We start from the raw sequence: 13,025 nt of genomic DNA, 5'->3' as shown, positions 1-13,025 counted from the left end.
CCCATCGAGCTGCAGACGTCCATGCAGCGGGCCTACATCGACTACGCGATGGCGGTCATCGTGGGCCGGGCGCTGCCCGACGTGCGCGACGGCCTCAAGCCGGTGCACCGCCGCGTGCTCTACGCGATGTACGACGGCGGCTACCGCCCCGACCGCGGCTTCTCGAAGTGCTCGCGCGTCGTCGGTGACGTCATGGGTCAGTACCACCCGCACGGCGACACTGCGATCTACGACACCCTGGTCCGCCTCGCGCAGCCGTGGGTGATGCGCGCTCCCCTCGTGCACGGCCAGGGCAACTTCGGCTCACCGGGCAACGACTCCGCCGCCGCCATGCGTTACACGGAGTGCCGGATGGCTCCGCTCGCGCTCGAGATGGTGCGCGACATCGAGCAGGAGACCGTCGACTTCCAGCCCAACTACGACGGCCGGTCGCAGGAGCCGACGGTGCTGCCGTCGCGCTACCCCAACCTGCTCGTCAACGGGTCGGCCGGCATCGCGGTCGGCATGGCGACCAACATCCCGCCGCACAACCTGCGCGAGGTCGCCGAGGGTGCCCAGTGGGCCCTCGAGCACCCCGACGCGACCCGTGAGGAGCTGCAGGACGCCCTCATCGAGCGGATCAAGGGACCCGACTTCCCCAACGGCGCGCTCATCGTCGGGCGCGAGGGGATCGAGCAGGCCTACCGCACCGGCCGCGGCTCGGTCACCCAGCGGGCCGTCATCGAGGTCGACGAGGACGCCCGCGGGCGCACCTGCCTGTCGATCACCGAGCTGCCCTACATGGTCAACCCGGACAACCTGGCGCTCAAGATCGCCGAGCTCGCCGACTCCGGCAAGGTCCAGGGCATCAGCGACGTCCGCGACGACTCCTCCGGTCGCACCGGCCAGCGCCTCGTCGTGGTGCTGAAGCGTGACGCGGTCGCCCGCGTCGTCCTCAACAACCTGCTCAAGCACACCGAGCTGCAGACCAACTTCTCCGCCAACATGCTGGCGCTCGTCGACGGCGTGCCGCGCACGCTGACCATCGACCAGTTCATCAGCAACTGGGTCGCCCACCAGGTCGACGTCATCCAGCGGCGTACCCGCTTCCGCCTCGCCGAGGCCGAGCGTCAGGCCCACATCTTCCGTGGCCTGGTCAAGGCGCTCGACATGCTCGACGAGGTCATCGCCCTCATCCGGCGCTCACCCGAGGTCGACGACGCCCGTCAGGGCCTCATCCAGCTCCTCGACATCGACGAGGTCCAGGCCAACGCGATCCTCGACATGCAGCTGCGGCGCCTCGCGGCCCTCGAGCGGCAGAAGATCATGGACCGCCTCGCCGAGCTCGAGCTGATCATCGCCGACCTCGAGGACATCCTCGCCAACGAGACCCGGCAGCGGAGCATCGTCGCGGAGGAGCTCAACGAGATCGTCGAGAAGTACGGCGACGATCGCCGTACCCAGATCATCGCGGCCGACGGCGACCTCTCGATGGAGGACCTCATCCCCGACGAGGAGCTCGTCGTCTCCATCACCCGCGGCGGCTATGCCAAGCGGACCCTCGCCGCGCAGTACCGGACCCAGAAGCGCGGCGGCAAGGGCGTGCGCGGCGCGAGCCTGCGCGGCGACGACGTCGTCGAGCACTTCATCGCGACCACCAACCACCACTGGCTGCTGTTCTTCACCACGGCCGGCCGGGTCTACCGGACCAAGGCCTACAACCTCCCCGAGGCGTCCCGCGACGCCAAGGGCGGCCACGTCGCCGGGCTCCTCAGCTTCCAGCCCGACGAGTCGATCGCCCAGGTCCTCGCGATCCGCGACTACGAGCAGGCGCCGTACCTCGTGCTCGCGACGCGCAGCGGCCTCGTCAAGAAGACCCGCTTGGGCGACTACAACAGCCCGCGTCAGGCCGGCGTCATCGCGATCAACTTCCGCGAGGACGACGACGAGCTGATCGGCGCCGAGCTGGTCAACGCCGACGACGACATCCTGCTCATCTCGCGCAAGGGGCAGGCGATCCGGTTCCGCGCCGACGACTCCCAGCTGCGGCCGATGGGTCGCGCCACCTCGGGCGTCACCGGCATGAAGTTCCGGTCCGAGGACTCGATGCTGTCGATGTCGGTCATCCGCGCCGCCCAGGTCGCAGCCGAGGAGGCAGCCGGACTGGCCGAGCACGACGCGGACGCAGCGAGCGTGGAGGTCGTGGTCGAGGACCTCGGCGAGGTGAAGCCGCAGTACGTCTTCACCATGACCGACGGCGGTTACGCCAAGCGCACCCGGATCAACGACTACCGGCTCCAGGGCCGCGGCGGACTCGGGATCAAGGCCATGCAGCTCGTCGACGAGAAGAAGGGCAGCCTCGTCGGGGGCTTCATCGTCGAGGACGGCGACGAGGTCCTCTCCATCACCCAGGGCGGACAGGTCGTCCGCAGCCCCATCGACGACAACTTCCCGGTCAAGGGACGCTCGACGCAGGGCGTGAAGTTCGTGTCGCCCAAGAACGGCGACGCCGTCGCGGTCGTCGCCCGATCCGTCGAGTCCAAGGTCGACGACGAGGAGAACGCCGGCACCGCCCCCGCCGACGGAGAGGTCGAGAACGGCGAGACGGACGAATCGCCGGTTTCCACCGCGGATGCAACAATCGAGGCGGAAGGGCCCGTCGACTCGGGCGACGAAGGGGACGCGGAGAGCCCTGGCGAGAGTGAGGCTTGATGTCGGACCGCACCAAGGAGCCGACCACCGTGCCTGTTCCTACGGGAGCGCCCGTGAGCACGCCGGAGGCGAAGTCGAAGCCCCGCTTCGGCCGCACCCCCGCCCAGCCCCTGCCCGACCTGCCGCCGCGCCCCGCCGATGCTCCGACCCCGGGGGCGCCCGCCGCTCTCGCACACGGTGAGCCGCACCGGCCGGCCCCGCGCGGACCGCGTCGGGCACGGCTCCGCCTGACCCGGATCGACCCGTGGTCGGTCATGAAGACCGCCTTCCTGCTGTCGATCGCGTTCGCCGTGGTCACCGTCGTGTCCGTCGCCATGGTGTGGCAGGTCCTCGGTGCCGCCGGCGTGTGGGAGTCGATCAACAGCACGGTCCAGGAGGCCATCGGCGGCGAGGACGTCGCCAGCTTCCGGATCGAGGACTACGTCGGCACCAGCCGCGTCCTCGGCTTCACGATGCTCGTGGCCGCCATCGACGTCATCCTCATCACCGCCAGCGCCACCCTCACGGCGTTCCTCTACAACATGGCCGCCGCCCTCCTCGGCGGCATCGAGGTCACCCTCGCCGAGGACCTGTGAGCCGCTGACCCCGCGCAGGTGACCGTCGGGCGTTGGCGTTTTGTTCGGCCCGGCCCTGGTCGGGTAACGTTCCACCTCGGTTCTGCCGATGGGGCTTCCACCCTGAGGCAGGCCACCCGGGCCTATAGCTCAGACGGTTAGAGCACCACACTGATAATGTGGGGGTCAGAGGTTCAAGTCCTCTTAGGCCCACAAAAGAGAGAGCCCCGGCCGCATCGCGGACCGGGGCTTCTTCGAGGAAGGGAACGTCGTGAAGAAGCTCGTGCTCATGGCACTCGCCGCGGTCGGCTTCGCCTTCGCCGCGAAGAAGCTGCAGGAGAGCAAGGCGGAGCAGGCCCTCTGGGCCGAAGCCACCGACCAGCTCCCCTGAGCCTGGTTCACCCTCCGGGGGCCTTGGCGCAATTGGTAGCGCACCTGCTTTGCAAGCAGGGGGTTAGGGGTTCGAGTCCCCTAGGCTCCACGTATTGAAGCCGCAGGGAGACCTGCGGTTTCTCTCATTTCGAGAGCTTCCAGTTCCCTTCGAAATCCGGCCCTAGGGGGACTGGCGGGGGAAGTGCGCGTCGCGTGGTCGGCGAGGGAAGCCGTTGGCTGAGTATCCCCGCCGCCGCCTCGTGGGTGAGTCTCTCGGCGAAGACCATCCGCCGGCGCATCGCTGCCGGTGATCTCCGGGCCTATCGGTGCGGCAAGACCATCCGGGTCAAGACCGACGATCTTGAGGCGATGGTGCGGCCCGTGCCGTCGGCCAGGGACTGGTGACGCGGTCGAATCTGTTGCTCGGATTGGAGAGCGATCCGCGATGGTGGCCTCGTGGATCGGGGTCCTCAACAGTTCGTGCATCCCGACGAGGCCACTCGATCTTGTGCAAGGGACTACGCAGTCCGAGCAGCGAAGCCGACCCCGCCAGTCAGCAGCGGTCCAAGCGCCTCCACTAGCGAGCGGAGCTCGGCTGCGGCCGAGGCCTCCGGCACGCCGACTTCTACCAGGGTCGCGGCACGGGTGAAGGCGATCCGCGCCTGGGCTTCGAGGTGGGCCACGTCGTCAGGCGTGAGCACCCCCTCTTCGGCCTTCCGCCCGTACGAGGCGACCTCGTGCTGGGCTCGGCGAAGTACCTCGCTGTAGGTCGATACGTGGGTCCTAGCTCGCTTGTACTCGCGATCTGCTCCGCGGCGACAGGTGTCGGAACAGAACTCCTTGCGACGGCCCGGGCCGACCTCCTGGATCACCGGTTGTCGGCATGAAAGACGACCGCAGGGCACGGCGATCCGGTCGAGTAGCTGAGCGTCGTCATTCATGTGTCCGCCTATCCGCGCGAAACATCGGGGTGATCTCCCAGCAGTATTAGCGATCTACGCATCTAACAGGGGCAAACACGCCGAACTACAAGGGTGTTTATCCGCGCGTTACGTCGGCGAAAATGTCGGCGACACGCAGTCGACCCTCAGACGCGCCGTGGGACAGGTCTGATCTGATTTGGAGAGTCGTCCCACACAGAGGGCGCAGAAGCAGCGCGAAAAGCCAAAGCGCCCGGCCGCGAGGCCGGGCGCAGAGGTGCACGAGACATGAGATGTCGTCGTACCGGTTGGAACCGCAATGACATCACCGGTCTCGAGCTCGCGCAACGAGTCGCACACAGTGCGAGACAGGAGGGATCGCCGATGTGGCGGTTCGTCGTTGCAAACAACCAGGCCGGTAACCCCACGTGGTGGCTGTACGCCGGCAACAACGAGATGGTCGCCTGGGCGGGTGAGACGTTCGCGTCGACCTACAACGCCCGGCGGGCCGCGGCGGCCTTCAAGGCCGGGGCGCGGACCGCGCGGTACGAGGTCTACCTGGACGCCGGCAGTTCGTGGCGCTGGCGGGCCTGGCGTGGCTCCGACAAGGTAGCGGCGCCCGGCGAGTCGTTCTCGAGCCGATACGCCGCCGAGCAGGCGGCGAACCGGGTGCGAGACAACGCGGGTGGTGCTGCTGGCGAGGCGGCCTGACCTTCGAGCCCAGTGGGCGGCACTGGCTCGGGCCAGCGCCGCCCAGGGGCATCACGATGATTGACTGTCCAACGTGGTTGAACCAGCCGACGCCCAAGGACTCCCGCAACAGCTGATGCGCGGCTTGGCTCGGAGAACCGGTCTGGTGGTCAGGCGTGACTGATGCGCGCTCTGCCAGGTCGGTTGAGGTCGACGTCTCGGCATGGGCTGTGATTCGTGACGAGCCGGGCGGGCGTGATCAGAACAAGCGATGGATAGCTGAGAACGCCGACGCGCCGCGAGAACGGCACTGGCTGTGGAAGTACCGCCAGATCACCGGAGACGGCTCCGAGTCAGCGTTGACGGACTGCGCGGAGGTCTTCACTTCGAGGCTGGCTGTGGCGATCGGCCTGCCGGCGGCCGAGTGTAGGTTCGCTGTGTCGGACGGGGACCTGGGGCTGATCTCTCGGAACGTCACGCCCCATGGGTTTGCCCTGAACACGGGCGCGACGTACTTGCCTGAGGTCGAGGGTTATGAGCGCCGGTCGGATGTGTCAAACCCCGACGGTGGGCGGATGCGTCGCGATGAGGGCTACACGCTCGATGCCGTCGAGCGGGTTCTCGAGAGTGTAGGCCCGCCTCCAGGAATCGACGATCTGTCCGGGTTCGCAGTCTTCGCTGGGTATCTCGTGCTCGATGCCCTGATAGCTAACGGCGATCGGCACCCGGGCAACTGGGCTCTCTTGGAGCGTCAGGTCGACGGTGCGCGCTTCCTGGCCCCGACGTACGACCACGGGAGTGCGCTGGGAGCAGGGATGACCGAGGCCAACAGGCGGGACAAGGATCCGGAAGCATTCGCCCGCAGGGGGCGAGCGAACCCCTTCGAGCCACGGAAACAATTGTTGGTCGATCTCGCGTTGGAAGCAGTGAGGCGGAGTGGCGCAGGTCTCTGGCTGGAGCGCGTCGGTGCCTTGGATGGCGCTGCTATTCAGGCGACACTTGAAGCGCCTCCCGGCAGACTGTCGGAGGTCGCGTCTACCTTTGTCGAGCGAGTGGTACTGGAGAACCAGAGGAGGTTGTGCCATGGCGACGTTGCTGAAGACTGACGAGCTCCTCGTCAGTCGGCAGGACCCCGAAACCCGCCTCTACAGCCGGGTAGGCGTCCTGAGTTATGACGGCCGCATCTTCCGATTCGCCTATTCGGACGGCGTGACGCGCGCCATGCCCGGTCTTCCGCTGGGTCGCGTGCACGAGAGCGAGTCGCTCTTCCCGATCTTCGCGGAGCGGATGATGGACCCGCATCGGGCAGAAAGAGCCGAAACGCTCAAGGCTCTGGGTCTCGGCTCGGAAGCAGAGCCGTTGGAGGTTCTGGCGGTCTCGGGTGGCGGGCGAACTGGTGATACCTACGAGCTCACCCCTCTACCAAAGCCAGGCACCGTCAGCCTGCCGTTCCTCGTTCACGGCATCCGCTACCTGACGACGGAGGAGCGAGCTGCGATCGATGAACTCAGGTCGGGCGACCGCCTTGAGTTGCGTTGCGAGACGGACAACCCAGTCAACGAGAGAGCGCTCCTCGTGAGTCAGGACGGTCAGCGCCTGGGGTACGTGCCCGACCCGCTGCTCGACCATGTGCACCGGATCATCGAGTCTCCGTATGAGTTGGTCGTCCAGCGCGTGAACCCTGTCGAGGCCGGGATGCACATGCGGTTGCTAGTGCGACTCACCGGCCAGCTCGCAGCGTCAGCCGGCGCATAGCTACCTGGCCTAGTCGCGGCGTCCCGCCTGCCACTCCTGGTAGGTCTCGCCAATCTTCTCAGCGAGCATTCGGTCGCGGCCGAGGGTGGCGTGTTGGTAGATGGACATCGCTGCCTGGGAGGCGTGGCCGGCGCGGGCCTGAAGCTCGGCGCCGTGGCGCCGTGCTGGCCGGCAAGCGTGAGCGCCGTGTGGCGAAGACGGTGAATCGTCAGGTCCGGCCGGCCAGCCTTCTCGCGCGCCGGGCGGTAGCGATCCATCAGGAAGCGGACGCTCAGTCGGTTCGGTCGCCGCGGAACAGAAGGCCAGAGGGTCCCTTGGCGGCGTGCTCGAGTAAGTGCTTCTGGAGCATCGAGAGGAACGGCGGCGAGACGTGGACGGTCCGGATTCCCTTGGCCGTCTTGGGTGAGCTGATCGGACGCCCGCACTCAGGGCGCGCGCCGCGGGCGAACGGGTCGGCGTCCTTGTCGACCTTTCGGGTGACGTCGATCCGGTCGGTCACAACGTCGACATCCGAGCGCCGCAATTCCAACAGTTCGCCCTCGCGCAGGCCGACGAAGGCGGCGAGCACGATCAGGAGCTTCAGCCGTTCGGGCATCGCGTCGATGATTACGGCCAGCTCGTCGAACGTCCGCCGGGACGGCGAAGTTCTTCACCGGCGCACAACGTTGTCAACAAATGACCCCAGGTGACCGCGTCTGACCTGCACATTTGCGCTCGATCGTTGTCAACGGACAGCCGTCGATCTTGCTTTGCAAGCAGGGGGTTAGGGGTTCGAGTCCCCTAGGCTCCACGCATTGAATTGTCCGAGCGTGTCCTCGCTTCGCGCAGCCACGCTGCCGGACCGCGGTCGACGCGGTCGACGCGGTCACGGGTTACTGGTGGTCGGCGTCTGACCGGCGGCGCCGCGAAAGCGCCGCGATTGCTCCTTCCGGTCGCTCGTTCCTCGCTTCCTCCAGTCAGACCGCGACGTTTTCGCGAGCAAGCCGCCCGTTGGGGGTCACCACCCACCGTGCCCAACAACTTCTCACCCGGCGACGGCCGGGGGCCCCGCTTCTCGGAGCGGAGCGGCCCCAGCCACCCCGCCAACAGCCAGCGCTACCTCTGCTGGTCACGCCACGGGGACGGCGTAGCTCGCGGGGCGGCCCAGGAGGTAGCCCTGGCCGCGGTCGCAGCCGAGGCGGGCGAGGTGGGCGCGCTGCTCCTCGGTCTCGATGCCCTCACCGACCACGACCAGGTCGATGGCGTGGGCGAGGGTGATGACCGAGGTGACGATGGCGTCGCAGACCGGGTTGTGCCCGAGCTCGGCGATGAAGGTGCGGTCGATCTTGATCTCGTCGGCCGGGAGCTGGCGCAGGTGGGAGAGCGAGGAGAAGCCCGTGCCGAAGTCGTCGAGGGCGACGCCGACGCCGAGCGCCCGGAGCGCCTCCAGCTGGACGACGGTCGACTCGATGTCGGTCAGGATGGCCGACTCGGTCACCTCGACCACCAGGTCCCGCGGCTCGGCGCCGGCGGCCTCGACCGCGCCGGCGATGGTGCGGACCACGTCGGTACGGAGCAGCTCTGCCGCCGACACGTTGATCGACACCCGCGTCGGCGTCCCGGCGGCCCGCCAGGCCGCCGTGCGACGCGCGGCCTCGTGGGCGACCCAGGTACCGACCTCGAAGATCAGGTCCGTGTCCTCCGCGATCGGCAGGAACGCCGCGGGCTGCAGCAGGCCACGGGCGGGATGCTGCCAGCGGATCAGGGCCTCCACCCCCGTCGCGCACCCGGTCGTGAGGTTCACCAGCGGCTGGTAGTGCAGCACCAGCTCCCCTCGAGCGGCCGCTCCCCGCAGGTCCGCCTCGATCCGGAGCCGCTCGAGCGCCAGCGCCTGCATGTGGGAGTCGAACTCCGCCCAGCCCCCGCGGCCGTCGTCCTTCGCCCGATACATCGCGGTGTCGGCCTGCCGGATCAGGTCGTCACCGTTCATGCCGCAGTGGGCCCGGGCGATACCGGTCGAGCCGCCCACCCGCAGGTCCATGCCGTCGATCCGGATCGTCCCTCGCAGCACCTCGGAGAGCACCTCGACCGTCGGGCGCGGGTCCGGGGTCGCCGGGCAGAGGATGACGAACTCGTCGCCGCCGAACCGGCTGATGACCCAGTGGGCGGGCACCGCGGCCTTGATCCGTTCCGTGAGCTCGACCAGCAGGCGGTCACCGACCGCGTGGCCGTGGCTGTCGTTGACGAGCTTGAAGCGGTCGAGGTCGATGAAGAGCACGACCAGCGGCGCGGCAGCGGGGTCCTCCAGCAGCCGGGTGAGCTCCGTCGTGGCACCCCGTCGGTTGAGCAACCCGGTCAGCGGGTCGTGGAACGCGTTGTGGCGCAACCGCTCGACCAGCCCGTCGTGCGACTCCACCAGGTCGTTGAACGCCCGGGCCACCTCCACGACCTCGGTCGGCCCTGATTCCGGGGCTCGCCGCGCGCCTCCGCCCGGCGGTGCCGCGGCGATCGCCGAGCCCAGGCGGCGGATCGGACGGACGAGCCGCCGGTGGAGCGCCAGCGCCAAGGCCGCCACCAGCCCGACGACCGCGGCACCGAAGCTCAGCAGCGACTGCCGCTGGTCGCGGGCCGCGGCCATCGCGACGTCCTCGTCGAGCCCGACGAGGACCCGCCAGCCCGTCGCGGGATCGACGACCTCGCGCCAGATCCGGCGTACTCCGTCGACGTCGACACCGGGCGGGTCGGTCCACTCGACCGGCATGCCCGGGGCGTACGGCGCCCCGGTGGTCGCGCCGGCCACCAGACCGCTCGCGGGGTCGATCGTGAGCATCACCGTCTCGTCGTCCACCCCGGGGGGCAGGTCCATGGCCGGCACGTCGGTGAAGAGGATGCCCACGACGGCACCGACCGGACCATCAGGGCCGGGTACCGGCGCAGCGACCGCCACCGCCGGGTGCCCGGAGACCGGATCGATGAACACTTCCCGGTCCGCGACCGTCTCCCCGCGGGCGAGCACTGCGGCGAAGGTCTCGACAGGTGCGATCTCCCCGGGTGCGTCCGCGAGCGAGCAGACGGTCTCGCCGTCGCCGTCGACGACCACGAGACGGGCCGCGGAACGGACGCTCGAGAGCGGCGCGAAGGTCTGCGCGCAGGTGCGCGGGTCGAGGTCCGCCAGAGCGGGGTTCGTGGCCAGGTCGGTGATGAGCGGGATCGAGCTGTCGAACAGGCTGCCGAGGTCGGTCCCCTCGCTCGCGGCGAGGGCAGTGAGTCCGTCCTCGGCCCGGATCCGCTCCCTGTCGAAGGTCGCCGCCGTGACCCATGCGATGAGCAGGCCGACGGCCAGGAGGCAGGCAGCGAAGCCGGCCAGCACCGAGGCGGCGACCGAGCGACCCACCCCGGGGGAGCCTGCTCCGCGGTGCTTGCGTCGGGGCGCGACCAAGGCGCGTGCGTCGTCGTCGGCCGGCTGCCCCATGTGTCGTCTCGCTTCGCCAGGTGTGGATCACTTCCACGGTGAAGCAAGCCGAGCGGCCAGGGCAGGCCCGAGGATCCCGACAAGTCGGGTCCAAAGGCCCTACCGCTCGACCGCGTTCTCGGCAAGCGTCAAGGACGGGTCAGGTCCCAGCTCCAGGTCGCCGAGCCCTCCGGCGCGTGATGGGGGACGTACGTCGCCGTCCCGCTCAGGTGCGTGACAGGCGCCGGGGGGAGCGCCTGGTGGTCCGCCTCGCCGGCGTTGGTGTTGAGCGGTCGGTAGAGCACGGTCTTCGGGTCCTCGTAGGGGCAGTCGACCTCCACCTCGACGTGCACGGTCGTCCGCCACACGGAAAGGGAGTACTCGCCCTCCTCGTCGAAGATCGCCAGCTCCGCGCGACCATCGAGCACGGCCCCGCCGTCGTAGGTGCAGCCGGCGGCGTCGGTACCGTCGACCCGCCACGCGAAGTCCGCGTCGCCCGCCCAGTAGTAGCCGGCCGCGAGCTCGTCCAGGTCGACCGTCGCCGACCAGGTCTCGATCACGCCGCCCGAGTGCTCCAGCGTGCCGTCGGCGGTGCCCGTCCAGTCGCCGTTCTCGCCGCGGCAGCTGATCTTCACCTCGACGTCGGCGGTGCACAGGTCAGGGTCGTCCGAGCTGGGCTCGGGCGTGCCGAGCGGACCGCCGTCGCACTCGTCGTACCCGCTTCCGCCGGAGCAGGTGTCCGCACCCTGCTCCCCCCAGAGGTGGTCGTCGCCGTCGCCTCCGGCGAGGTCGTCGTCGCCCTCGCCGCCGCGGAGCGTGTCGGCGCCGGCTCCGCCGGTGATCGTGTCGTCCCAGAGGCTGCCCGACACGGTGTCGTCGCCGGCGCCGCCGTCGGCGCTCGACCCGGTCCCGGTCAGGGTGAGCTGGTCGTTGCCGTCGTCGCCGCGGAGGACGGTCGTCTTCGTCGTACCGGTCGTGAGCGTGTCGTTGCCGGTGCCGCCCCGGGCCCAGCCGCCGTCGCCGTCACCGAGGTCGACCGTGTCGTGGCCCGGGCCGGCGTCGACGTAGTCGCGGCCACCCTGGCCGAGGACCTCGTCGTCGCCCGCGCCGCCACGGACCGGCTGCGCGGGGCTGCCGTCGAGCCCGCCGCCGGTCTGGATGACGTCGTTGCCGGCGCCGCCGTCGATGTCGGCGTCGCGGGACCAGTGACCCTTGATGAAGTCGTCGCCGTCGCCGCCGTGGAGGACCACTCCGACCCAGAGAGAGATCAGCCGGTCGTCGTCCGCACCGCCGTCGAGGACGACCCGCTCGTCGGTTCCGGACAGCTCGTCGTCGCCGGCACCGCCGCGCACGACCGTGTCGGCACTGCCACCGATGAGGGTGTCGTCGCCGGTGCCCCCGTCGACCACGTCGTCGTGCCCTGTGCTGCCGTCGAGCTCGTCGCCCCCGGCCCCGCCGTAGACCCGGTCGACACCGTTGCCGGCGTGCACCGCGTCGGCGCCGCCACCGGCGCAGACGAGGTCGTCCCCGCCGCGGGCGGAGATCGTGTCGTTGCCACCACCGGCCCAGATCACGTCGCGACCGTTGGTACCGGTCAGGGTGTCGCGCCCCGCCGTCCCGACGATCGTGGCCCGCTCACCCTGGCAGCGCGGCACCGCAGCGGCGTGGGCCTCGGGCAGCGCGAGGAGCGCGCTCGACGCGACGCTGGCGGTCATCAGGGCAAGGCCCGCGAGGGGCAGAGAGATCGTCACGGGCAGGGGATGCCCCGCTGCGGCTGAAGGTTGCACGGATCGGCGGCGAATCGTCCTCGAGGATGAGAGCCGAGGCGTCCGGAGGGCTCGCCACTCCTCCTGACGAGGGTAGTCGTACCGTTCGATGCGGTGGCATCATCGGGACAGCCCCCCGCCGGGGACGCTCCGTCCGCCTCGGCGTCTCGGAAGGTCGGGCGTTCGCCTACCCCGGGAAAGGGAAGCCATGAGAAGCAGAATCGGACGCGTGGTCTGCGTGGGGGTCGCGAACATCGGGCTCGCAGCGGCCTGGACGGTCGGCGTGGCATCGCCCGCTGCCGCCGCTCTCACCTGCGGCGGCCAGGTCGCGACGATCGTCGGGAGCGAGGAGCCGGAGACGATCAACGGGACCGCGGGGCCGGACGTCATCGTGGGTCTCGGTGGCGACGACATCATCAACGGCCAGGGGGGCGACGACCGGCTCTGCGGGGACGCCGGCAACGACACGTTGCGCGACCGGCTCGGGTCGGACCTGGTCTTCGGCGGCGACGGCGTCGACACGCTGGCGGCGCACACGAGTGCTGACGGGGCCGACCTCTACAACGGCGGGCCGGGCAGCGACACCGTGACCTACGCCGCCCGGACCGCGGCGGTCTCGTTGTCGCTCGACGGGTTGGTCAACGACGGTGCTTCCGGCGGCGAGGGCGACAGCATCGTCGCGACCGAGAACCTCACGGGCGGGTCGGGCGGCGACACCCTCATCGGCGGCGGTCAGGCGAACGTCCTCAACGGCGGCGGCGGCCAGGACCTCATCACCGACCGCGCCGGTGCCGACACGGTGATCGCCGGGACCGGCGACGACGTGCTCCTCCAGGGCGCTTCGTCG

General features: G+C 69.6%; 12 protein-coding genes and 3 tRNA genes. 11 read left to right on the top strand and 4 right to left on the bottom strand.

All coding sequences use genetic code 11. From position 1 onward, the window contains the following. The first annotated feature begins 21 nt into the window (after nt 1-21). From gyrA to H0487_RS09840, 6 genes are all read left to right on the top strand, one after another. The gene (gene gyrA, locus H0487_RS09860; protein WP_220793258.1) at nt 22-2,691 is read left to right on the top strand and encodes a DNA gyrase subunit A; all 2,670 of its coding nucleotides are present in this window, start codon (nt 22-24) and stop codon (nt 2,689-2,691) included. A gap of 53 nt (nt 2,692-2,744) precedes the next feature. Next, nucleotides 2,745-3,266: a DUF3566 domain-containing protein gene (locus H0487_RS09855; protein ID WP_312855890.1), complete on the top strand. Its 522-nt coding sequence runs from the start codon at nt 2,745-2,747 to the stop codon at nt 3,264-3,266. A gap of 118 nt (nt 3,267-3,384) precedes the next feature. Continuing rightward, nucleotides 3,385-3,458: transfer RNA gene (locus H0487_RS09850), tRNA-Ile, on the top strand. Nucleotides 3,459-3,516: 58 nt separating this feature from the next. Continuing rightward, entirely contained in the window at nt 3,517-3,636 is a 120-nt protein-coding gene (locus tag H0487_RS22875; protein WP_312855889.1) for a DLW-39 family protein, read from the top strand. A 17-nt stretch (nt 3,637-3,653) separates the two neighbouring features. Further along, a tRNA-Ala gene (locus tag H0487_RS09845) sits at nt 3,654-3,726 on the top strand. 104 nt (nt 3,727-3,830) lie between these two features. Further along, nucleotides 3,831-4,022 (top strand): helix-turn-helix domain-containing protein, encoded by a 192-nt coding sequence (locus H0487_RS09840; protein WP_183094062.1) that lies wholly within the window; start codon nt 3,831-3,833, stop codon nt 4,020-4,022. Nucleotides 4,023-4,135: 113 nt separating this feature from the next. On the opposite strand, the gene H0487_RS09835 is transcribed toward H0487_RS09840, so the two are convergent. Beyond that, nucleotides 4,136-4,558 (bottom strand): hypothetical protein, encoded by a 423-nt coding sequence (locus H0487_RS09835; RefSeq protein ID WP_183094061.1) that lies wholly within the window; start codon nt 4,556-4,558, stop codon nt 4,136-4,138. A gap of 363 nt (nt 4,559-4,921) precedes the next feature. Between H0487_RS09835 and H0487_RS09830 the strand changes: the two genes are divergently transcribed. The 3 genes from H0487_RS09830 (at nt 4,922) to H0487_RS09820 (ending at nt 6,982) form a co-directional block, all read left to right on the top strand. After that, nucleotides 4,922-5,248, top strand: a complete 327-nt coding sequence (locus H0487_RS09830; protein ID WP_183094060.1) for a YegP family protein — start codon at nt 4,922-4,924, stop codon at nt 5,246-5,248. Between the two features lie 155 nt (nt 5,249-5,403). Continuing rightward, entirely contained in the window at nt 5,404-6,333 is a 930-nt protein-coding gene (locus tag H0487_RS09825; protein WP_183094059.1) for a HipA domain-containing protein, read from the top strand. Next, the gene (locus tag H0487_RS09820) at nt 6,311-6,982 is read left to right on the top strand and encodes a hypothetical protein (RefSeq protein ID WP_183094058.1); all 672 of its coding nucleotides are present in this window, start codon (nt 6,311-6,313) and stop codon (nt 6,980-6,982) included. Before H0487_RS09825 ends, H0487_RS09820 begins: the two co-directional genes overlap by 23 nt. Nucleotides 6,983-7,253: 271 nt before the next feature. On the opposite strand, the gene H0487_RS09815 is transcribed toward H0487_RS09820, so the two are convergent. Then, complete coding sequence (locus H0487_RS09815; protein WP_183094057.1) at nt 7,254-7,577, bottom strand: site-specific integrase; 324 nt, start codon at nt 7,575-7,577, stop codon at nt 7,254-7,256. Between the two features lie 126 nt (nt 7,578-7,703). On the opposite strand from H0487_RS09815, the gene H0487_RS09810 reads away from it, so the two are divergent. Next, a tRNA-Ala gene (locus H0487_RS09810) sits at nt 7,704-7,772 on the top strand. 318 nt (nt 7,773-8,090) lie between these two features. Here H0487_RS09810 and H0487_RS09805 read toward each other — a convergent pair. Beyond that, nucleotides 8,091-10,433 carry a putative bifunctional diguanylate cyclase/phosphodiesterase gene (locus H0487_RS09805; protein WP_183094056.1) on the bottom strand — a complete coding sequence of 781 codons (2,343 nt, stop codon included), beginning with the start codon at nt 10,431-10,433 and terminating at the stop codon, nt 8,091-8,093. 128 nt (nt 10,434-10,561) lie between these two features. Next, nucleotides 10,562-12,163 (bottom strand): calcium-binding protein, encoded by a 1,602-nt coding sequence (locus H0487_RS09800; RefSeq protein WP_183094055.1) that lies wholly within the window; start codon nt 12,161-12,163, stop codon nt 10,562-10,564. 244 nt (nt 12,164-12,407) lie between these two features. Between H0487_RS09800 and H0487_RS09795 the strand changes: the two genes are divergently transcribed. Further along, nucleotides 12,408-13,025, top strand: a 618-nt coding sequence (locus tag H0487_RS09795; RefSeq protein ID WP_312855888.1) for a calcium-binding protein, incomplete at its 3' end; no start/stop codon positions are given.

It is taken from the genome of Nocardioides stalactiti, from assembly GCF_014180715.1.
GTDB classification, from domain to species: domain Bacteria; phylum Actinomycetota; class Actinomycetes; order Propionibacteriales; family Nocardioidaceae; genus Nocardioides; species Nocardioides stalactiti.
Note: the sequence above shows the minus strand (reverse complement) of the source record. Positions and strands in the feature narration are given on the sequence as shown.

Bases quoted from the DNA above. Each gene is read 5' to 3' on its own strand.
- gyrA (WP_220793258.1), top strand. From the start codon at position 22: ATGCAGCGGGCCTACATCGACTACGCGATGGCGGTCATCGTGGGCCGG.
- H0487_RS09835 (WP_183094061.1), bottom strand. From the start codon at position 4,558: ATGAATGACGACGCTCAGCTACTCGACCGGATCGCCGTGCCCTGCGGT.
- H0487_RS09830 (WP_183094060.1), top strand. From the start codon at position 4,922: ATGTGGCGGTTCGTCGTTGCAAACAACCAGGCCGGTAACCCCACGTGG.
- H0487_RS09820 (WP_183094058.1), top strand. From the start codon at position 6,311: ATGGCGACGTTGCTGAAGACTGACGAGCTCCTCGTCAGTCGGCAGGAC.
- H0487_RS09815 (WP_183094057.1), bottom strand. From the start codon at position 7,577: ATGCCCGAACGGCTGAAGCTCCTGATCGTGCTCGCCGCCTTCGTCGGC.
- H0487_RS09805 (WP_183094056.1), bottom strand. From the start codon at position 10,433: ATGGGGCAGCCGGCCGACGACGACGCACGCGCCTTGGTCGCGCCCCGA.